Genomic DNA, 22,349 nt, shown 5'->3' with positions numbered 1-22,349 from the left:
TATAATAAAAACGAATGGCAGAAATAGTAAATCTATTGTAGCTACAACCAAATATTATCTTTCAAATGAATAAAATAGTTACCCTTTTAGTATTTTTAATTTTTGGCTTTACACAAGCGCAACAGCTAAATTGTACTGTGACTATTAATACAGAAAGGCTGCCCAATCCCAATCAGCAAGTTTTTAAAACACTTCAAACCTCTTTGTCTGAATTTGTGAATAAAACAGACTGGACAGGATCAGTTTTAAAGCAAAATGAGAGAATCAATTGTTCGATGTATATCACATTGTCTTCAGGAGGTTCAAATCAATTTACAGGTACAATTCAGGTACAGTCTTCAAGATTGATTTTTAATTCTACTTATTCATCACCTGTTTTAAATTACAACGACAAAGACTTTAATTTTCAATATACAGAGTACGAGCCTTTGCTTTTTAACCCTGCCACTTTTGAATCTAATTTAGTATCTGTAGTATCTTTTTACAGTTATGTGATTTTGGGAATGGATGCTGATACTTTTCAAATGGGAGCAGGAAATCAATATTTTGAAACTGCTCAGAATATTGCGAGTGTTGCGCAGCAAGGCGGATCTAAAGGCTGGACTCAGTCTGATGGGCTTCAAAACCGTTATTATTTAATAAATGATCTGAATTCGCCAATGTATAGTGATTTACGTCAGACTATGTATGCATATCATACTGGTTTAGACGGAATGAGTCTGGACTTAAAAGCATCAAAAGAGAAAATCAAGAATGCAATAATGCTCATAGGGAAATTGAATTCGGTTAAACCAAATGCCTTTTTAACGCGAGTATTTTTTGATGCAAAATCAGATGAAATCGTTTCTATCTTTTCAGGAGGGCCGAGTATTCCGGTTGGGGATTTAACAGATGTGCTGAACAAAGTATCGCCTTTGAATTCTACTAAATGGTCTCAGATTAAATTTTAATTGAATTTCTTTTTCAATTTACTATCTTACTAACTTTTATACTTATACAATTTCTTTATGATAACGTCCTTGTCAATTAAAAACTATGCCCTGATTGAAAAACTCACTATCGATTTTTCTAGAGGTTTTTCTATAATTACAGGTGAAACGGGTGCTGGTAAATCTATTATATTAGGAGCAATAGGATTGGTTCTAGGTAAAAGAGCTGATTTAACATCATTAAAAAATAAAGAAGAAAAGTGTGTTATCGAGGCACATTTTGAAATATCTAAATACAATCTGAAAGAATTTTTTGAAGTAAATGATCTCGATTATGAAGACGAAACCATAATTAGAAGAGAAATTCTGCCATCAGGAAAATCTCGTGCATTTATAAATGATAGTCCTGTAAATCTTCAGGAATTACAAGATTTAAGTTTGTTTTTGATTGATATTCATTCGCAACAGCAAACTCAGGAACTTTCGGATGAAGGAGTTCAGTTTAAAATCATTGATGCGATTGCAAATAATTTTGATACTATTCAGTCCTATCAAAAAGCATTAAAATCATACAAAGCAGATAAATCTAAATTGAATGCTTTATTGAAAAAACAAAGTGATTCTGGAAAAGAGCAGGAGTACAATACTTTTTTACTAAATGAATTAGTATCGGCTAAATTAAAATCCGGCGAACAAGAAGAATTAGAAACGGATTACGAAAAATTAAATAACGTTGAGATTATAAAAGAGGCTATTGATAAATCTCTTGTAATTGCTAACGAAGAGCAATTTGGCGTTTTTCATAATCTGAATGAAATTAAAACCTCATTACAAAAAATTGCACTTTTCTCACCTGAATATCAAAACATATTCGAGAGAATTACAAGTCTGGCAATTGAATTTGATGATGTTTCGAGAGAATTGCAAAATGCTTCTGAGAAATTATTGAATGATCCGGTGCAATTAGAATTTGTGAGTCAAAAATTGCAATTGATTTATAATTTACAAAAGAAACATCAGGTAAATACTGTTGATGAATTGATCGGAATTCAGTCGAATTTAGGTAATACATTATTAGAACTTGATAATATCGAAGAAGAAATCGCTTTGTTGTCAAAAGCAATCGATCAAAAAACAATTGAGTTAGATGCTTTTTCAGCAACGATTCATCAAAACAGAACAAAAGCAATTCCGGTTTTATCTCAAAAACTAATTTCGATTTTAGAAACTTTAGGAATGCCGAATGTTCGTTTTAATATGGAACTTTTACCGTCAGAAACCTATTTCCAGAATGGTAAAGATGAACTTCAGTTTTTATTTTCTGCCAATAAAGGAACTGATTTTGGTTTACTGAAAAAAGTAGCATCAGGAGGGGAGATGTCCCGTATTATGTTGGCTGTTAAAGCAATTTTAGCACAATATTCAAAACTGCCTACTTTAATTTTTGATGAGATAGATACTGGAGTTTCAGGAGAAATTGCCATTAGAATGGGTGAGATTATGAAAGAAATGAGTGCAACAATGCAAATTTTTGCCATTACGCACTTGCCTCAAATAGCAGCAAAAGGAGATTCTCATTTCAAAGTATTCAAATCTACAGTAGACGATGATACGCAATCAGAATTGAAGCTATTGTCTCAGGACGAAAGAGTTATGGAGATTGCTCAGATGTTATCAGGAGCTGTTGTTTCTGATTCCGCTTTAAATCATGCTAAAGCCTTGTTGAACTAAAGAAATAATTTATATTTGTCAACTCAAAGCTAATTAAACAAACGTAAATAAGTTAGTCATTTATCTTAATGATAAGATTAGCCCAATCAACGAATAAATACAAAAATATGATTATAGAACCTAGAATGAGAGGATTTATTTGCTTGACTGCACACCCAAAAGGCAGCGAGCAAAATGTTAAAAATCAAATAGAATATATAAAATCAAAAGGTCCAATTGACGGTGCTAAAAAAGTATTAGTTATTGGTGCTTCAACAGGTTTTGGATTAGCTTCAAGAATCACAAGTGCTTTTGGATCTGATGCTGCAACTATTGGAGTATTTTTTGAAAAACCGCCAGTTGAAGGTAAAACAGCTTCACCGGGTTGGTATAATTCTGCTGCATTTGAAACAGAAGCTCACAAAGCAGGTTTATATGCAAAAAGTATCAATGGAGATGCTTTTTCAAACGAAATAAAAAGACAGACTTTAGATTTAATCAAAGCTGATTTAGGTCAGATTGATCTTGTAATCTATAGTTTAGCATCACCGGTTCGTCAACATCCGGTTACAGGAGTGTTACACCGTTCGGTTTTGAAACCAATCGGACAAACTTTTACCAACAAAACTGTAGATTTTCATACAGGAAACGTAACGGAAGTTTCTATTGCTCCGGCAAATGAAGAAGATATTGCAAATACTGTAGCAGTAATGGGTGGAGAAGACTGGACAATGTGGATTGATGCCTTAAAAGCTGAAAATTTATTGGCAGATGGAGCGACAACAGTGGCTTATTCATATATTGGGCCATCATTGACAGAAGCAGTTTACCGTAAAGGTACAATTGGCCGTGCAAAAGATGATTTAGAAGCTACAGCATTCTCTATTACAGATAGTTTAAAATCAATAGGAGGAAAAGCATATGTTTCTGTAAACAAAGCATTAGTAACACAAGCAAGTTCTGCAATTCCGGTAATCCCGTTGTATATCTCTCTTTTATATAAAATTATGAAAGAAGAAGGGATTCATGAAGGTTGTATCGAGCAAATTCAGCGTTTGTTTAAGGACAGATTATACAATGGATCTGAAGTTCCTGTAGATGAAAAAGGAAGAATCAGAATCGACGATTGGGAAATGCGTGATGATGTTCAGGAAAAAGTGGCTAAACTTTGGTTAGAAGCAACAACTGAAACATTACCTGCAATTGGAGATTTAGCTGGATATAGAAATGATTTCTTAAATCTTTTCGGGTTTGAATTTGCCGGAGTAGATTACAAAGCAGATGCAAATGAAGTTGTTGAAATCGAAAGTATCAAGTAGATAAAAAATATAATAAATGAAAAAACCATCAACCAAAAGTTGGTGGTTTTTTTATGAATATACCATATCTTTGTTAAAATTTTGAAGTTTAAAAAATTGCCACTTTAATACAGCACATCCCGTTATGATTTTTTCTTTAATTATACCCGTGTATAATCGCCCAGATGAAGTTGATGAACTTTTAGAAAGTCTGTCTAAATCTGATTATAATGAAGCTTTTGAAATTGTTCTTGTAGAAGATGGATCATCAATACCGTGCAAAGATGTGGTGATGACCTATCAGGGAAAATTGAACATTTCGTATTATTTTAAGCCGAATTCAGGACCGGGAGATTCGAGAAATTTCGGAATGCAAAAGGCACGTGGAGATTATTTTATCATTTTTGATTCGGATTGTATTATTCCGGCTAATTATTTAACCGAAGTTCGAAAAGCATTAGATGCAGATTATGTAGATTGTTTTGGAGGACCTGATAAAGCATTAGACAGTTTTTCTGATATTCAAAAAGCAATTAATTTTGCTATGACTTCTTTTTTGACCACAGGAGGAATTCGTGGCGGGTCTGAAAAGATCAATAAATTTCAGCCAAGAAGTTTCAATATGGGAATTTCAAAAAAAGCATTTGAGGCATCAAAAGGCTTCGGAAACATTCATCCCGGCGAAGATCCGGACCTTTCTATCCGTTTATGGAACCTGGGATTCGAAACCAGACTGTTTCCTGAGGCATATGTTTATCACAAACGTAGGATAGATTGGGAAAAATTTTCTGTTCAGGTAAATAAATTTGGTATTGCAAGACCTATATTAAATAGTTGGTATCCAGAGCATAATAAACTAACATTCTTCTTTCCATCTGTTTTTATACTCGGATTATTATTAGCTTTTTTACTATTAATTTTCAATATCGACATATTATTACAATTATATTTTGTATATTTCGTTATTATTTTTCTTACATCAAGTATTCAGAATAAAAGCATTAAAATTGGATACTTATCTGTAATTGCAGTTTGGAAGCAGTTTTATGGTTATGGAACAGGATTTTTAAAGTCGTTCATAAAAATCATTCTTTTAAAGAAAAAACCACAAGAAGCTTTTCCTCGTATGTTTTTTAAAGTATAATATGACTAAAGTTATTGGTTTAACAGGCGGAATAGGAAGTGGCAAAACCACTATTGCAAACTATTTTGCGACAATGGGAGTTCCTGTTTATATTGCAGATGATGCTGCCAAAAAAGTAATGCAGTCTGACAATATAATACAACAAATAAAAACGACATTTGGCGATTCTATTTTTGAAAATAAAATTTTAAACAGGGCAAAGCTGGCTGAAATTGTCTTTAATAATGCCGATAAATTAGCACAACTAAATGCTATTGTTCATCCCGCCGTAAAAAGCGATTTTGAATTATGGCTACAAGAAAATAAAAAGTACGACTACGTAATTTATGAAGCTGCAATTTTGTTCGAAAGTGGTCGTTATAAAGAATGTGATGTAATTATAACCGTTACTGCACCGGAAGAAATTAGAATCGAAAGAGTTGTGAAGCGAGATAATACCACACGCGAACAAGTTTTAAGCAGAATGAAAATGCAATGGAATGACGAAAAAAGAATTTCTTTGAGCAATTTTGTAATTAATAACAGTAATCTTAAAATTGCTAAAGAAGAAGTTGTTAAAATTCTTAAAATTTTAAATATAAAACAAAATCAGTCTTAAATGTTAATATTTGGTTAATGTATTATTTAGTATATTGTTAAAATATTAATTTTGTTTCGATGAATAAATTATTTTTTAGAATACTTGTTTTACTGATGAGTTTGTCCTTAATAGGGATTATTCTGGTGCAGGTATATTGGTTCAACTCTTCATTTAAAAACAATGATGAGCAGTTTAAATACCACGTGACACAAGTAATTGGTAATGTCGCTGATAAACTTGAACAACAAGAGGAATACAGTTTCTATGACAAATACAACCGTATAAAAGACAGTACAGGTAAAACTCCAAAAAAAGAAGATTTATTAGAAGTTCTCTATGTTCAGAGAAATACAAAAACAAATAAAACAATTGTATACTCTAATACCCTTACATCTGAAGATTACGATATAAATGGTTCACTATTCAATAAAAAATTTAGTAGTGAAAGATTTAAAAACTTTAGTTCGAAAAGAGTAACTGAAGTTTACAATAACAATAACGGAATCGATAATAGCAATTTAGGCCAAAGTATTATTCCGGATCTAAAAATAGAAAAATCAGGTAGTTTAGATATCTTAAATAAAGTACAGCAGCAAATTCAATACAAAGATATTGCTTCACTAACACCTATAGAAGGTAGAATTACAAAAGATAAGCTTCAAAAACTTTTAAAGAAAGAATTAGAAGAATACGGTGTAAAAACCAAATTTGAATACGGAGTTCTTAACAGTGGACTTGCAACAAAAGTAAAATCTGACGGATTTCATTACGATAAAGATGCAAGTTATCATGTGCCAATTTATACAGATAACGAAGGTAATAGTAAATATGAACTATTTATAACTTTCCCTCATAAAAAGAAATTTTTGTTATCTGAATTGTTAAGTATTACAATATTGTCGATAATTTTTACATTGATTATAATAGTTGCTTATACAAGTGCATTGAATCAATTGTTACGTCAAAAACATATTTCTGAAATCAAAACAGATTTTATAAATAATATGACGCATGAGTTTAAAACTCCAATTGCAACGATAAATTTAGCGCTTGATGCGATTAAGAATCCTAAAATTATTGAAGATAAAGAAAAAGTATTTCGATATCTGCAAATGATTCGGGACGAGAATAAAAGAATGCACGCTCAGGTAGAAAACGTTCTTCGTATTTCTAAATTAGAAAAAAGAGAATTAGATATTACAAAAGAGCCAACGGCAATTCACGATATAATCGATGATGCAATTGAGCACGTAAATTTAATCTTGGAAGATAGAAAAGGAAGCGTTGTAAAGCATTATAATGCCGCAAGAACAACCTCTTTAATCAACGAAGTACATTTTACAAACGTATTGGTAAATATTTTAGAAAATGCTATAAAATATTCACCTGGTATTCCTGAAATAGAAATTTTTACAGAAAATGTCAAAGACATGATTCTGATAAAAGTAAAAGATAATGGTCTTGGTATGAGTAAAATAGCTCAAAAAAGAGTTTTTGAGAAATTTTACAGAGAGCATACTGGAGATTTACATAATGTAAAAGGACACGGTTTAGGCCTTGCTTATGTAAAAAGAATAGTAGAGGATCACAATGGTCAAGTATATGTTGAAAGCGAAAAAGGAAAAGGTAGCACCTTTATAATAAAAATACCATTAATAAATTAAAATATGGAAAATAATAACAAAAGAATACTTTTAGTAGAAGATGACCTTAATTTTGGGGCAGTTCTTAAAGATTATCTAATGTTAAATGACTTTGAAGTTACTTTAGCTAAAAACGGTATGGAAGGTTTCGAGAAATTCAAGAAAGATGTATATGATTTATGTATTCTTGACGTAATGATGCCTTATAAAGATGGTTATACTTTAGCCAAAGAAATTAGAGAAAAGAACAGCGAAGTGCCAATTATATTTTTAACAGCAAAATCAATGAAAGAAGATGTGCTGAAAGGATACAAAGCTGGTGCTGATGATTATTTAAATAAACCTTTTGATTCAGAAGTTTTATTAATGAAAATCAAAGCGATTATTCAAAGAAAATCTGCAGATACTAAAGCAGAACAAGTTCAGTTTGAATTTAACATTGGTAAATTCCACCTGAATTCTAAACTGAGATTTTTAACGTTCGAAAATGACGAACCTATAAAATTATCTCCAAAAGAGAATGAATTGCTTAAAATGTTAATTCTTCATGAAAATGACTTAATGCCAAGAGAATTAGCGTTGACAAAAATCTGGAGAGATGACAACTACTTTACTTCAAGAAGTATGGACGTTTACATCGCTAAACTAAGAAAATATCTAAAAGCAGACGAAGATGTTGAGATCCTTAACATTCACGGTGAAGGTTTCAGATTAGTTGTTAAAAGCAAAGTGACAGAATAAAAAAACAAAATTCACAAAAACAAAAAGCATAAAGCTCTGAGAAATCAGGGCTTTTTTTATGCTTATACTTTTTGAAAATTGTAGTTATACTCAATCTTGTCATTTCGACGGAGGAGACCCGAGCGACAGCGAACAGGCGAAGCAAATCACACTAGTAATTCTATAAAGATTGGTGACTTTCTTTATGCTTCTCTAGTTTGATTTACTTGTTCTGTTTTCTATCACCCGATTCTCGATAAAAACTTCAATCATGTCTTTAATACGGATTAAATCTTTTTGTGTAGACGCACTGCAGTGCGTCTCTACGATTGTCGATATCCATAAAAAAAATGACCGCAATTTTCCGGAGAGATGCACTGCACTGCAGTGCATCTAACAAAAGATGAGCAAACTATAAATCTTCTCAGAGATTGGAATTTGTAATTTAATTTTTTTTGGAATTTTAATCATAAGGAGCTATTTCCTGCTGTCCGCTATATCTTTTTCTTGCTAAAAAAAGCAAGAAGAAGGATGCCGCTTTCATCAGGGCTAGGGCGTTAGTTTTCAAATAGATATTATGTTTTTTACGATTCGAAAAATATAATAATTATTTTTTACATGAATTTTCTTTAAAATAAATTTGGAAAATCAAAAAAGTATTCTGAATATTTGCACACGAAAAAAGTAATAACCCTTTAATAACGAAGAAAAATGTCTGTATTTACATTATCATTTCAGAGCTTCACATCAAACAAGTTTGGTGCAGCGCTTCTTCGTGGCTTATTTCAATCTTAGAAATTCATTTTTAGATATATAAAAAAGCCCGAAGACATTTAGCTTCGGGCTTTTTTTATTCTAGACACTTCAAATTTTCCCGAATAATCGATTTTATTATTTATCCTCACGGGTAAAATGCTATGGCCTGTTTTGGCTATTAATTTAATGCACTATAATTTTTTATGGAAAATTATACAGCAGAAGAGTATGCTTTGTGCTCTCGCTTTAAAAATAAAAGAACAAAGAAAAGATTAGTAAAAGAAGATTTTGAAAAACAATTAATTCAGTTAAGAAAGCTTGAAATTGAACTCTGGAAAAAACGACAAAATTTACCATTGGTTCCCTTAGCAACGCCTTATCAAAAAGGTTGGGAACGCAGTTTTGTACTAAGAGACGATATAGTAAGGTCAAATGAAGCTTCATTTTATAAAACATTGCTGGAAAAGATCAATACATGGCAGCATTCTCCTGAAAAATCTTTTAAGAAAAAGAAAAAAAGGAAAAGAAAACATGTGTATGTTGAAAAGCTTCAAACAGTAAAAGAGTTTTCTGAATCAGAATGGAGAAGTCCAAAACTAACATTAACTGAAAAAGAGAAAATGCATTTTTATAAAAGGGAACGATGGTGTCCTAATTGTAAACGCTATAAAATTCATTATGTATTTAATGAACCGTGGCGTTATGTATTTCGCATTAAACCGTACATGATAACGCATACTAAAATGGTTGATGCAGATTTGGAAAGTGAAATTCAGGTTCTCGACAATTACATTACTAATCTTAATTTAAGATATAAGATAAACAAATTAGTACATGGTTTTTCTTATCGTTGGAGATATTATCAAAATGAAAATCCAAGAGAGATAAACCCAATTAAAAATAAAAGTCTGCATGTATTGTATCAGCAATATGTAGACGAAATGATATAAATCATGGGAAATAAATTATCCGGAAAAGACCTGATCAAGTTAGGCTTTCCAAAAAATAATTCAATAAATATCGCCTTAGGGCAAATAAACAGATATAGAAAAAGAGAGAAAAAAGAATCTATTCTAACAGAAGCCAAAGAGGTTTTGCTTCATCCTGAAAAGTTTGAAGGACACGGAACCTGGGGTAAAGTTGCTGAAGGTTTAATAAACCCGGTTCAGGTAAGAATGCACCAATTGAAAACGACAAGAGTTCCTTTTACCATTTTTGGAGAAAATGAAATCGATGAACAGGCAAAATTTCAATTGTATGATTCTTTAAAACTGCCAATTTCGGTTGCAGGAGCCTTAATGCCAGACGCACACTCAGGTTATGGATTACCAATTGGTGGGGTATTAGCGACAGATAATGCCGTTATTCCGTATGGAGTTGGTGTTGATATTGGCTGCCGTATGAGTTTGTCGATTTTCGATTTACCAGCTTCGCATTTCAAAGGAAAAGAACATCAGTTGCAAGCGATCTTAAAAGACAATACAAAATTTGGAATGAATGAAACACATGCTGTGAAAGCAGATCATGAAGTTTTTTACAAAAGCGAGTTTCAGGATATTCCGCTATTGAAGAATCTTTTGCCAAAAGCTTACAAACAATTAGGTAGTTCTGGTGGAGGAAATCACTTTGTGGAATTTGGTGTTGCAAAAATTGACAATCCCGAGAATGAATGGAAGTTGGGTGTTGGAGAATATTTTGCTGTTTTATCGCATAGTGGTTCTCGCGGTTTAGGTGCAAACATCGCCAAACATTATACTTATCTGGCAACTAAACAATGTCCGTTGCCTAAAAATGTACAGCATTTGGCCTGGTTGGATTTAAACACGCATGATGGACAGGAATATTGGTTGGCAATGAATTTGGCCGGAGAATACGCAAAAGCTTGTCACGATGACATTCATAGGAGAATTGCCAAAGCGATAGGAAAAAGAGTAGTGGTTACAATTGAAAACCATCACAATTTTGCCTGGAAAGAAATGGTGAACGCTCAGGAATGTATCGTGCATAGAAAAGGCGCAACTCCTGCTGCTGAAGGTCAATTGGGGATCATTCCGGGTTCAATGACAGCTCCGGGATATATAGTAAAAGGAAAAGGAAATGCAGCGAGTTTAAACTCGGCTTCTCATGGAGCGGGACGTTTGTTTTCGAGAGCGAAATGCAAAGCTACTTTTACTCAAAGTGAGATCAAAAAAGTATTAAAAGCGAATGATGTAACCTTGATTGGCGGAAATATTGACGAAGCCCCAATGGCGTACAAAGACATTACAAAAGTAATGGGAAATCAAACGGATTTGGTTGAAGTTCTGGGAACTTTCACTCCTAAAATCGTTAGAATGGACCGATAAAAAACTAAAATTATGGAAAGATTTCAGGATGAAAATAAGTTTTTAGGAAGTTTTGCTAATGAGATTTTAGTAAAATGTCCTAAATGTGATTCTAAATCAGCAGTTAAAAAAGAACCTGTATCAGATTGCAAATGTGGGTATTGCCATACTAAAGTTTTTGAATGCAAACATTGTTACTATAAACTTGAAAAACCAAATTATCACTATGTAGCTTATGGCAAAGTATATTGTAGTAAGTGTTTTGAAAAATACGAATTTGAGTCTCAGTCATTAAAAGAGAAACCGGAAAAATACAAAGCAAAATGTCCGCATTGTAATTTTCAGGAAGAGTGGAAACCGAAAATTGAAGAGTTTTTGCAGAATTCGAAAGCTGATGATGGGTTGGTCAAAGAGCCGTATTATGATTTATCACTTTGGTTTCAAAAAGAAATGAACGGAGATATTTTTTGGGCATTTAATCAAGATCATATTGATTATCTGGAGAGATATATCAAAGCTGACTTAAGAGAAAGAAATAATACAGGAAGTTCTAACGCAACTATGGTTTCAAGACTTCCAAAATTTGTAAAAGAAGCAAAGAATAGAGAAAAGCTTCTTAAAATAATAGAAAAATGGAAAAAATAATTCAGATAACAGCAGGGCGAGGACCTGCAGAATGCACTTGGGTAGTTGCCCAAGTGCTTAAAAAAGTTTTAGACGAAGCACAGGAGCAGGGTTTAGAAGCTACTTTGCTTCAAAGGGAAGTGGGGCAGGAAAACGGAACGGTTGAAACAGCAACAGTTGCTGTAAAGGGAAATAATGCTGAGAAATTCGCGAATTCATGGATTGGAACCATTCAATGGATTGGTCAGAGTCAATTTAGGAAAATGCACAAACGCAAGAACTGGTTTATTGGCATTTTTGAAATTGAAGCACAAAAAAATGCATCGATTTCAGAAAATGATATTCAGTATCAGGCGATGCGAAGTTCGGGTGCGGGCGGACAACATGTTAACAAAGTGAGTTCGGCCATTCGTGCAACACATATTCCAACAGGAATTGCGGTAGTTTCTATGGATAGCCGCTCGCAGCATCAAAACAAAAAACTGGCCACAGAAAGATTATTAAAAAAACTAGAAGACGAAACTTTGCAACAGCTTAAAAATCATGTTGGAAAACAATGGGAAAATCAGCTGAATATTCAGCGTGGCAATCCTGTGAGGGTTTTTGCAGGATCTGACTTTAAAAAGAATAAAGTTGAGAAAAGTTACAAAGGAACTCGTCAGAAATTGAAAACAGATTTACGAAATGAAAGCAATTGATAAATACCTATTTCAGGCTTTGGATAATTATCCGTATTCGCTTGAAGAAACTATAGAATCCTTAGACTATGCTTTTTCTTATGATGCAAAAAATACGATGGTTTTGTGTTTGTACGGAAGAATTCAGGCGGAGCAATTATGGAATTATGAAGAGGCGAAATCTTATTTTCAGGAAGCTTTGGCTATAAACATTCATGCTCTTGAAGTATATCCGTATTACATTCAGACTTTAATATTGAATGAAGACTATGAAGAAGCCCAAAAACTGATTGATTTTGCTTTGACTATAAAAGGGGGAAACAAATCTGAAATCTATGTCAAAAAAGCTATTCTTTTTGAGGCACAGCTTCGATTTAAAGAGGCGTTGACGTCAATTAAAAATGCGAAACTTTACACACTGCAATTTGCTTTTGAATCTGATATTACGGAAGTAGAAAAAAGAATAAAAGGTAAAATTGATTTGTTGAAGAATAAAAAAAAATCTAAAAAAGGTTCTAAAAAGAAATCAAAATAATTTTAATTAAAACTAAAAACGATGCAATTCAAGAGATGAAATGCATCGTTTTTTTTTTTTGGTTGAATCTGAGAAAATGGTCATGTAAAATCCCTACTGATGATGTCATTAAGTTAAGAGATTTTTGAATGTAAAATTAACTATTTCTATATAAATAACTCTATCAGAATCCGCAATCTTGTCATCGCGACGAAGGAGAGATCACAAAGAAACTTGACAAAGATTGGCGAATATCTCAACGGAAATACTAGTGTGATCTCTCCTTCGTCGAGATGACAAACTTTGTGGTTACTTCTCTCTCTATTAAGTTAATGACATTACAATACGGGACATTTTTATTGTGGTGTAATCTTTTTCTACCAACATTTAACTCTAACGGAGTACTGTGTAAAAGTTCGAAAGACATTTTTTTAAATATCTCGTAGAGATTACATGTTGGTAGAATTTTTATCAATAAAATATAATATTTGTCCCGTAGGGACTACACCAATTTTAAAGAGATTTATTATTATTATTATTTAAGCTACAAATTAGCACGAATTAAAAATAAAATAAATCGGTGTAAACCCGTTCGATCCGTTTAAATCTCTGGGTCAAATAATTACTTCCAATGCAATTCTAAAGCAAAACAGGTTTTTTCGCCTTTTGTAATACTAAATCTTGCTGTACTTTGACCATCTTCGCTTTCATGAATTACCACCTGATCTTTTAATGACAGTTCTTTCATGAAATTCATTTCGAAGTTTTTGACTTCTTGTTTTAGAATTCTTTTTGGCTCAACATGATCCAGACACCATTCCAGATATTTTACGTTATTTACGTGATTTACAATATCTAAATCGGATAAATAAACTGTTTTTTCAAAGACAGCCTCTTTTTCGTGATTGATATTTATTTTAGAGAAACCCTCTTCTGTTGCTCTGTTTTCAGGGAATAATTCGAAATGTTTATACGGAATTGCCAAAGGTTCCGGACGGCGTGATTGGGTATTAAAAACAGCCCAATACGTTTCGCACCCTACAATTTTCTTTCCATTAACATACATTTCAAGTGCACGAACGGAACGCGAATTTTCAAGACTGTTGATCCATGTTTTTACAGTTACAACATCCTGCCACTGAGGCAATGCATGCACTTCTACGCGCATTCTGCTTAAAACCCATGCTTGATGAAATTCCTGCATGTCCTGAAAACTGATGCCTCCAACTTCGGCGTGCGATCCTGCGGTTAATTGTAGAATATTACATAAATCTGTATATTTTAAAAAACCAGCCGGTGTGCATTGTGTAAAATTGATTTCCCAGTCTTTACTATAAACTGATGTGAAATTTGGTGATATTGGCATTTTTTAATTTTTGATTGTAAATTTTTGATTTTAGATTGATTTGGAAAATAGAGTAAAGAATAAAGAAAAAAGACTTTTACTTTAATGAATTTTCTATATAATCTATAATTTCTTTTCTATCTGTCGCATAATCAAACCATTTTGTGGCTTCATTTCTTTTGAACCAGGTAAGTTGTCTTTTGGAAAAACGGCGGGTATTTTTCTTGATTTCTTCGATGGCAAAAGGCAAGGAGAAATCTCTGTCAAAATAACTAAATAATTCTCTATATCCGACGGTTTGAAGCGCATTTAACGCTTTGTTAGGATAAAGTTTTTTTGCTTCTTCCAGCAAACCTTCGTTCATCATAATATCAACACGCTGATTGATTCGGTCGTAAATGATTTGTCTATCGGCGTCTAAACCAATTAAAATAGGAGTGAAGTTTCTGTTGTTTTTCTTCTGATTTAGAAAAGAAGAATATGGTTTTTGACTGCCAATACAAACTTCTACAAAACGCATCATTCGCTGTGGGTTTTGGAGGGTTTGTGGATTTTCTATTGTAATTTTTTGATAATAATCCGTATCCAGGTTTTTTAATTGTTCCTGAAGATATTCGATTCCGAGTTTGTCGTAGTTTGAATTTACCTCAGAACGTATTTCGGGATTGATTTCTGGAAATTCGTCGAAACCTTTTAAGATTGCGTCAACATATAATCCTGAACCTCCAATAAGAATAGCAAAATCGTTGGTTTGAAATAATTCTTCTATTTTAAGAAGGGCTTCTTTCTCATAATCGCCAACGGTGTAATTTTCGAAAATAGATTTATTTTGAATGAAATGATGTTTTGCTGCCTGTAATTCTTCGGGATTGGGAACTGCGGTGCCAATGGTCATTTCTTTAAAGAACTGACGGCTGTCGCAAGATATTATCTCGCATTTGAAATGTTGCGCCAGAGCAATGCTTAAGGCTGTTTTGCCTATAGCTGTTGGTCCGACAATGGTAATTAAGTGTTTCATATTTTTTAGCCCAGATGGGAGTGAAAACCCCGGACTTATAGTTGTTAGTTTTTTTTGGGATAAAAGAGCAACTTTAGAAGCTCCTTTTATGTCTTAAAAAAACAACAAATATAAGGAGGAGTTGTAACGTACAGCTGGAATAGCTCCTTAAATTAAATATTAGGTAATTCGGTTCCGCATTCGTAACAATATTTGGCACTGTCAAAATGTACTTGTGAATGGCAATTTGTACATGTTTTTCTTGTTCCAACAGCCGTATTCTTTAAACTGCTTTTTGCAAATTCGGCAGTTACGATTCCGGTAGGGACAGCTATAATTCCGTAACCTAAAATCATTACTAAAGCTGCAATAAACTGACCTAGTGGTGTCTGCGGAGAAATGTCTCCGTATCCTACTGTTGTTAAAGTTACAATTGTCCAGTAAATACCCATAGGAATACTGGTGAAACCTGATTCTTTGCCTTCGACCAAATACATGATCGATCCGATTATTATGGTGCTGATCAGAACAAAATATATAAAAACGAGAATTTTTTCTTTACTGGCTTCAATGGCTTCACGAAGCTGAATAGATTGATGTGAAATTTGGGGAATGTGCAATATTTTGAATAATCTAAAGAAACGTAACGCTCTCACAATAGAAAGAATGCTTGCTCCAGGGAAAAATATAGACAAATACATGGGTAATACGGCAAGCAAATCTATGATTCCGTAAAAGCTAAATACGTATCGAACAGGTTTTTGAATTGAAATTATTCTTAAAATATATTCAATTGTAAAAAATATAGTGATAACCCATTCGCAAATAATTAGTTGAGTGTGATATTTTTGATTGATACCTTGTACGGTTTCCATCATAATTAAGAGCACGCTCAATAAAATCAATCCCAATAGAACAAGGTCAAACATTCGCCCTAAAATGGTATTAGTGCCATATAGAATGATTTTAATTTGTTCTCTGAAGATTTCGTATTTTGATTTTACTTTTCTCATATCGCGAAGATAATGAAAGTTTTGTATTGTTAAAAAAGAAGAATTTTAAGCGATTTGCTTTTACAGATGTAATTTTGGATAATATTTTTTACATCACGATTGTGGTCCATTGGAATAAGGATATTTTTTAGAATTTCGATATTCGTAATCTGATAATTTAAATCGTAGAAAGCATATCCCTGATAAATTCCGTTTTCGATTAATATCGCACTTCTTTCGTTTACATTTCGACCTCTGTCAATCAGGATCATGCTTTTGTTATCGAAGCTGTTTTCAGAGATGAATTGTTGTACTCTGGCATTGTATATTTCAGGAGTGATTTCTCCGATACAAGCGCCATCACACTCTTTTATTTTATATTGAAAACACTCTTTTTTGCTTTGATACAATCCTGTTAGCTTTTGGCACAAATGGTATTTTGCCGTGAATTTGAAAAGTGCATTTTTGCCTTCTTGCAAGGTAGCAAAAGATGTAATTTCTTTTTTACGACCGTCGGCTTTTTCAAGTTTTAGGTTGATGTAGCCATTAGCATCTTTTTCGGGATATAAGGCATATTGAAAAATCGTTTTTCGCCCAGAACGATTGTATCTTGGTCGGTTTATTTTTATTTCCTGACTTTCTTTCAATAAGGCTATTAATTCGCTTCCGGTTTCGTCATAGGTTATGGTGAAAACTTCGGCCTGAATTTTTTTGCTTTTGGTTGTTATTCCGGTAAAATGCTGATTAACTCTTTTTTTAATATTTTGGCTTTTGCCAATATAAATTAGCGTTCCTCCTTCTTTATAAATATAATAAACACCAGTTTTAGTTGGCATTTGGGATAAAAGATCGAAAAATTTTGGTGCAATACCTTTTTCTACTTCTAGTTTTATAAAGTCTTTTACGATTGTTTTTTCTATATCTTTTTCGAGAAGCATTTTGAATAACTTAGTCGTTGCCATGGCATCTCCGCTGGCGCGATGTCTGTCTGCCATTGGAATTCCCAGTGCGCGAACGAGTTTTCCTAAGCTATAAGAAGGCTGTTCCGGAATTAGTTTTTTGGCCAGTTCAACCGTACAAAGTGTTCTGGCTTCGAAATCGTAACCTAAACGTTTGAACTCGGTACGTAAGATTCTATAATCGAAAGAGGCGTTGTGTGCTACGATGATGCAATCTGAAGTGATTTCGATTATTCTTTTGGCAACTTCAAAAAACTTAGGTGCCGAACGCAACATAGCATTATTGATCCCGGTTAATTTCACCACAAAAGGCTGAATCGGAATTTCGGGATTAACAAGGCTAATGAATTGGTCGACTACTTCATGGCCATCAAATTTATAAATGGCGATTTCGGTAATTCCTTCTTCGTTAAACTGGCCTCCAGTGGTTTCTATGTCTAGTATTGCGTACAAATTCAGTATTCAGTCTCGGTTTTTAGTATTCAGTTTTCTGTAGAGACGCACCGCAGTGCATCTACGATATGTGGCTTAAAAATTAACGGCCGCCAAAAATGCTGCTGCCAATTCGAACCATTGTGCTTCCGCATTCTATGGCAAGTTGGTAATCTCCTGACATTCCCATTGAAATGATATTCAGATTGCAGTTTTCAAATTGTAATGATTTAATGGAATCAAAAATAGATTTTAAATGCGTAAATTCTTTTATAATCTGGTTTCGGTCTTCTGTAAATGTTGCCATTCCCATTAATCCTAAGATACGAATATTTTTCATCTCTTTGAATTCTGATGAAGATAATAATTCGTTTAATTCATTTTTATCTAAACCAAATTTAGATTCTTCTTCGGCAATATATATTTGAAGCAAACAATCGATAATTCTATTGTTTTTTAAAGCATGTTTATTGATTTCCTGCAATAATTTTAAACTATCAACACCGTGAATCAAACTCACAAATGGTGCCATAAATTTTACTTTATTCGATTGCACGTGACCAATCATGTGCCATTGAATGTCTTTAGGCATTTCTTCGTACTTGTCAGTCATTTCCTGGATTTTGTTTTCTCCAAAAATGCGCTGACCAGCTTCATAAGCTTCCATTAAATTAGAAACAGGTTTCGTTTTAGAAACGGCAACGAGAGTTACATGCTCCGGTAAACTTGTTTTGATTGTATTTAAATTCGATTGTATCGACATGGTATTTCTTTTTTATGAAAGGATAAACTGCTTAGAGATTTTCTCTGCTTTTTTACTTTCACTGTAATCATAAAAACCTTCTCCGGATTTCACGCCCAATTTTCCGGCTCTAACCATATTTACTAATAATGGGCAAGGGGCATATTTTGGGTTTTTGAAGCCTTCGTACATTACATTCAAGATCGCAAGGCAAACATCAAGACCAATAAAATCAGCTAATTGAAGTGGGCCCATAGGGTGTCCCATTCCTAATTTCATTACAGTATCAATTTCATAAACACCGGCTACTTTATTGTATAACGTTTCGATTGCTTCATTTAGCATAGGCATCAGGATTCTGTTGGCCACAAAACCTGGATAATCGTTTACTTCAACAGGAGTTTTTCCTAATTTTTCAGATAAGTCCATGATGATTTTAGTGACTTCATCGCTGGTGTTGTATCCGCGAATGATTTCGACCAATTTCATAATTGGCACCGGATTCATAAAGTGCATCCCGATAACACGTTCAGGATGTGCTACAACAGCTCCGATTTGTGTAATAGATATGGAAGAAGTATTGGTTGCTAAAATGGTATTATGAGAACAAGTTTCGTTTAATTGTTTAAAGATATTTAGTTTTAGTTCTACATTTTCTGTAGCGGCTTCAACTACTAAATCAACCCCTACAACACCGTCCTTAATATCAGTATAGGTAATAATATTGGTGATTGTTTTAGCAACATCTTCCTGCGTAATGGTTCCTTTAGACAACATTCGGTCTAAGTTTGCGGCAATAGTCGCCATTCCTTTGTCTAATGATTTTTCAGAAACGTCAATTAGTTTTACAGTAAAACCACTTTGTGCAAATGTATGAGCAATTCCGTTACCCATTGTTCCTGCACCAATTACAGCTATAGTCTTCATTTTATCTTAGATATTATATTTATGATTTAGCCACGAATTCACCAATTGGTTCGTGAATTCGTGGCTATTTTTATTTTTTAAACTTTCAATTATTTTTGGAAACAATCAATGATTTGATACGCTACTCTTAGGGCATCAGTTGCTTGTTCAAGTGTTACAACAGGAGTTGTATCTGTTTTTATGGCGTTTGCAAAAGATTCTAATTCGTCAAGAATGGCATTGTTTTGCTCGACATCAGGATTGGTAAAATAGATTTGCTTTTTCACGCCTTCGGCATTTTGCAAAATCATATCAAAATCTCCAGGGATTTCCGGGGCGTCTTTCATACGGACTACTTCGCATTTTTTCTCCAGAAAGTCTACAGAAATGTAAGCATCTTTTTGGAAGAAACGTGTCTTGCGCATGTTTTTCAACGAAATTCTGCTGGCTGTTAAATTTGCAACACATCCGTTTTCGAACTCAATTCTGGCATTTGCAATATCCGGAGTATCACTGATTACCGAAACTCCACTGGCGTGAATATCTTTTACTTTTGAATTTACTACACTTAAGATAGCATCAATATCATGAATCATTAAATCCAGAACTACAGGAACATCTGTACCACGCGGATTAAATTCTGCCAAACGGTGCGTTTCTATAAACATTGGATTTTCGATCATGTTTTTTGTAGCAATAAACGCTGGATTAAAGCGTTCAACATGACCAACCTGACCTTTTACGTTATATTCTTTGGCCAAAGCAATAATTTCTTTGGCTTCTTCAACGGTATTGGCAATAGGTTTTTCTATAAAGATATGTTTTCCTGATTTTATGGCTACCTTAGCACATTTATAATGGGAAAGTGTTGGAGTGACAATATCAATAACATCCACAGCGTGGATTAATTTAGCAATAGTACTGAAGTTTTTATAGCCAAATTCTTTTGATATTCGTTCGGCATTTTCCTGATTTTCGTCGTAAAATCCAACTAGTTCGTATTTGTCAGATTGTTGTAATAAGCGTAAATGTATTTTACCAAGATGACCAGCACCTAAAACTCCTACTTTTAACATGAGAATGTATTTTAAACAAAAATATAATTTATTTGTTGAAAGTAAAAGTGAATGCAATAAAGATTTAGCGATTTAATAATTAAAAATCAATATTTGATTTCCTATTTACTTTCTTATTTTTGCAAAAATTAAACCTACCTATTTTGAAAGACACTGCCAAACATCAAGGACTTCGTAATCAATTAGTAAGCACTTTAGAACATAAAGGAATTACCGATAGAGCAGTTTTGGATGCGATAAAAAAAATCCCAAGACACCTTTTTTTGAATTCAAGTTTTGAAGATTATGCTTATCAGGATAAGGCTTTTCCTATAGGAGCCGGTCAAACTATTTCGCAGCCGTACACCGTTGCTTTTCAATCGCAATTATTAGAAGTTAAAAAAGAACACAAAATTCTTGAAATTGGTACCGGTTCAGGTTACCAAACTGCAGTTTTATGTATGTTGGGCGCTAAGGTTTTTAGTGTAGAAAGACAAAATGAATTGTTTAAAACAACTTCAAATTTGTTTCCAAAATTAAACATCCGCCCTAAACATTTATCTTTTGGTGATGGTTATAAAGGGTTGCCAAGTTATGCACCGTTTGATAGTATTATTGTTACTGCCGGAGCTCCGTTTATTCCTCAGCCTTTAATGGCGCAATTAAAAATAGGAGGAAGGCTGGTTATTCCGTTAGGAGAAGATGTTCAGATTATGACCTTATTGATTCGTAAAAACGAAACACAATTCGAAAAACATGAGTTTGGAGAGTTTCGATTTGTTCCTTTATTAGAAGATAAAAATTAAAAATAACTATAAATTTTAAAGACTAATTTCACAAATTACCACTAGTTGTTTTTTGAAATTAAATTCACAAACGCAATTGATTATTTAATTTGTGTAAATTAGTGAAATTCGTGTTTTGTTTTATTGCGTAATAATACCAATATATCGTTCTAAGTTTTCTTTTTCAGTTTTAGCTACAAAAAGTAAAAAGTCTTCTTTATCGTTTTTTGTCTGAGCAGTTTCTAAAGTCTGATAATATTGCATGCGGCTTTCATAATCTCCTTTAATATTAGCAATTATATATCCCTTTTGTAATAAAATTAAATTCATAATTAAGCGGGACGTTCTTCCGTTTCCATCTATAAAAGGATGAATTGTGATTAATCTTTCATGCATTTCGGCTGCCAAAATAACGGGATGCAGTTTATTTTTATTAGTTTCATACCAAATAAAATAATCTTCCATTTCTTTGGCAACCATAAATGGTTGTGGTGGCATATGTGTGTTTTCTTTTATCATAACTTGTACTTTACGGTAACGACCTGCGTCTTCTGGAATTATCCCACGCAGAATTAAATTATGGATTGATAAAAGATCGCGTTCGTTTAATGAAACATTTCTTTGCATTAAATCTTTGATAAAACCAATCGCTTCCTTATGATTAATGGCCTCCAGATGCTCACGCATACTTTTTCCGGAAATTGTAAGACCTTCATTAATGACCATGTCAGTTTCACGAAGTGTCATTGTGTTTCCTTCAATTCTATTACTTTCAAAAGTATATTCTAATTCTAATGCCTGAGTAATTCTAAAGCTGTCATATTGGTCATAACTGTCTAATTTTGCTTTTAATAGATCAATCTCCTTTAAAAGATTTTCTAAAGTTTTGGAAATTTTTAATTTCGAAACAGTTTTATTGTATTTAATTTCCTGTTCTGCTACTATTAATGCTTTTAAGGCAAATTCATCATCTCCAATTTCGTATAGAATTTTTTCCTTGAGCCAGGCAATCATTAAAGTTTCAAAGTCAATCTCTAAAAGCTGAGAAAGTTTCGAAATTTGTTCTCTGGTTGGTTTTCTTGATCCTGATTCAAATTTACTTATTAATGCCTGATCAATACCTAGAATTTGCGCCACTTCTCTAGTTTTTAATCCTTTAAGTTCTCTTGCATTTTTAAGAAGTTTTTTCATATTTGTAAAGAAGTTTTAAATTGTCA

The 22,349-nt window shown here is 33.1% G+C and carries 21 protein-coding genes; 13 read left to right on the top strand and 8 right to left on the bottom strand.

The genetic code is table 11. The annotated features are described in order from the left end of the window. Window positions 1–65 precede the first annotated feature (65 nt). From GIY83_RS11355 to GIY83_RS11300, 12 genes are all read left to right on the top strand, one after another. Window positions 66–950, top strand: a complete 885-nt coding sequence (locus GIY83_RS11355; protein ID WP_194616536.1) for a DUF4835 family protein — start codon at window positions 66–68, stop codon at window positions 948–950. 57 nt (window positions 951–1,007) lie between these two features. Further along, window positions 1,008–2,660, top strand: coding sequence for a DNA repair protein RecN (gene recN, locus GIY83_RS11350; RefSeq protein WP_194616537.1), 1,653 nt, complete (start codon window positions 1,008–1,010; stop codon window positions 2,658–2,660). Between the two features lie 107 nt (window positions 2,661–2,767). Then, window positions 2,768–3,958 (top strand): enoyl-ACP reductase FabV, encoded by a 1,191-nt coding sequence (gene fabV / locus GIY83_RS11345; RefSeq protein ID WP_194616538.1) that lies wholly within the window; start codon window positions 2,768–2,770, stop codon window positions 3,956–3,958. Window positions 3,959–4,082: 124 nt separating this feature from the next. Next, entirely contained in the window at window positions 4,083–5,081 is a 999-nt protein-coding gene (locus tag GIY83_RS11340; RefSeq protein ID WP_194616539.1) for a glycosyltransferase family 2 protein, read from the top strand. A 1-nt stretch (window position 5,082) separates the two neighbouring features. Next, a complete protein-coding gene (gene coaE, locus GIY83_RS11335; RefSeq protein ID WP_194616540.1) occupies window positions 5,083–5,679 on the top strand; it encodes a dephospho-CoA kinase in 597 nt (198 codons plus the stop codon). 59 nt (window positions 5,680–5,738) lie between these two features. Beyond that, window positions 5,739–7,325 carry a sensor histidine kinase KdpD gene (locus tag GIY83_RS11330; RefSeq protein WP_194616541.1) on the top strand — a complete coding sequence of 529 codons (1,587 nt, stop codon included), beginning with the start codon at window positions 5,739–5,741 and terminating at the stop codon, window positions 7,323–7,325. A 3-nt stretch (window positions 7,326–7,328) separates the two neighbouring features. Next, window positions 7,329–8,045 carry a response regulator transcription factor gene (locus GIY83_RS11325; protein ID WP_026985497.1) on the top strand — a complete coding sequence of 239 codons (717 nt, stop codon included), beginning with the start codon at window positions 7,329–7,331 and terminating at the stop codon, window positions 8,043–8,045. A 938-nt stretch (window positions 8,046–8,983) separates the two neighbouring features. Next, window positions 8,984–9,730 carry a hypothetical protein gene (locus GIY83_RS11320; protein ID WP_194616542.1) on the top strand — a complete coding sequence of 249 codons (747 nt, stop codon included), beginning with the start codon at window positions 8,984–8,986 and terminating at the stop codon, window positions 9,728–9,730. Between the two features lie 3 nt (window positions 9,731–9,733). Continuing rightward, on the top strand, window positions 9,734–11,125 hold the full coding sequence (locus tag GIY83_RS11315; protein WP_194616543.1) for an RtcB family protein: 1,392 nt from the start codon (window positions 9,734–9,736) through the stop codon (window positions 11,123–11,125). 12 nt (window positions 11,126–11,137) lie between these two features. Continuing rightward, window positions 11,138–11,749 (top strand): hypothetical protein, encoded by a 612-nt coding sequence (locus GIY83_RS11310; protein ID WP_194616544.1) that lies wholly within the window; start codon window positions 11,138–11,140, stop codon window positions 11,747–11,749. Next, window positions 11,737–12,426, top strand: a complete 690-nt coding sequence (gene prfH, locus GIY83_RS11305) for a peptide chain release factor H (protein ID WP_194616545.1) — start codon at window positions 11,737–11,739, stop codon at window positions 12,424–12,426. The genes GIY83_RS11310 and prfH overlap by 13 nt, the downstream gene beginning before the upstream one ends. Next, a complete protein-coding gene (locus GIY83_RS11300; RefSeq protein ID WP_194616546.1) occupies window positions 12,413–12,940 on the top strand; it encodes a hypothetical protein in 528 nt (175 codons plus the stop codon). The genes prfH and GIY83_RS11300 overlap by 14 nt, the downstream gene beginning before the upstream one ends. Before the next feature lie 601 nt (window positions 12,941–13,541). Here GIY83_RS11300 and GIY83_RS11295 read toward each other — a convergent pair. The 7 genes from GIY83_RS11295 to GIY83_RS11265 form a co-directional block, all read right to left on the bottom strand. Continuing rightward, complete coding sequence (locus tag GIY83_RS11295) at window positions 13,542–14,285, bottom strand: acyl-[acyl-carrier-protein] thioesterase (protein WP_194616547.1); 744 nt, start codon at window positions 14,283–14,285, stop codon at window positions 13,542–13,544. Window positions 14,286–14,361: 76 nt separating this feature from the next. Continuing rightward, window positions 14,362–15,282, bottom strand: coding sequence for a tRNA (adenosine(37)-N6)-dimethylallyltransferase MiaA (gene miaA, locus GIY83_RS11290; protein ID WP_208686972.1), 921 nt, complete (start codon window positions 15,280–15,282; stop codon window positions 14,362–14,364). A gap of 152 nt (window positions 15,283–15,434) precedes the next feature. Further along, window positions 15,435–16,274 carry an ion transporter gene (locus tag GIY83_RS11285; RefSeq protein ID WP_208686970.1) on the bottom strand — a complete coding sequence of 280 codons (840 nt, stop codon included), beginning with the start codon at window positions 16,272–16,274 and terminating at the stop codon, window positions 15,435–15,437. A 29-nt stretch (window positions 16,275–16,303) separates the two neighbouring features. Further along, entirely contained in the window at window positions 16,304–17,665 is a 1,362-nt protein-coding gene (locus GIY83_RS11280) for an exonuclease domain-containing protein (protein ID WP_208686968.1), read from the bottom strand. 82 nt (window positions 17,666–17,747) lie between these two features. Beyond that, entirely contained in the window at window positions 17,748–18,407 is a 660-nt protein-coding gene (locus tag GIY83_RS11275; protein WP_194616551.1) for a YggS family pyridoxal phosphate-dependent enzyme, read from the bottom strand. Between the two features lie 12 nt (window positions 18,408–18,419). Further along, window positions 18,420–19,313: a 3-hydroxyacyl-CoA dehydrogenase family protein gene (locus GIY83_RS11270; protein WP_194616552.1), complete on the bottom strand. Its 894-nt coding sequence runs from the start codon at window positions 19,311–19,313 to the stop codon at window positions 18,420–18,422. 89 nt (window positions 19,314–19,402) lie between these two features. After that, window positions 19,403–20,368: a Gfo/Idh/MocA family protein gene (locus GIY83_RS11265; protein ID WP_208686966.1), complete on the bottom strand. Its 966-nt coding sequence runs from the start codon at window positions 20,366–20,368 to the stop codon at window positions 19,403–19,405. Between the two features lie 143 nt (window positions 20,369–20,511). Here GIY83_RS11265 and GIY83_RS11260 point away from each other — a divergent pair, with 143 nt between their 5' ends. Next, window positions 20,512–21,153, top strand: a complete 642-nt coding sequence (locus tag GIY83_RS11260) for a protein-L-isoaspartate(D-aspartate) O-methyltransferase (protein ID WP_194616554.1) — start codon at window positions 20,512–20,514, stop codon at window positions 21,151–21,153. Between the two features lie 120 nt (window positions 21,154–21,273). Here GIY83_RS11260 and GIY83_RS11255 read toward each other — a convergent pair whose 3' ends face one another. Further along, a complete protein-coding gene (locus GIY83_RS11255) occupies window positions 21,274–22,323 on the bottom strand; it encodes a Fic family protein (RefSeq protein ID WP_208686964.1) in 1,050 nt (349 codons plus the stop codon). Window positions 22,324–22,349 lie beyond the last annotated feature (26 nt).

Origin of the sequence: Flavobacterium sp. SLB02 (genome assembly GCF_009664855.1) — a bacterium.
Lineage (GTDB): Bacteria > Bacteroidota > Bacteroidia > Flavobacteriales > Flavobacteriaceae > Flavobacterium.
Note: the sequence above shows the minus strand (reverse complement) of the source record. Positions and strands in the feature narration are given on the sequence as shown.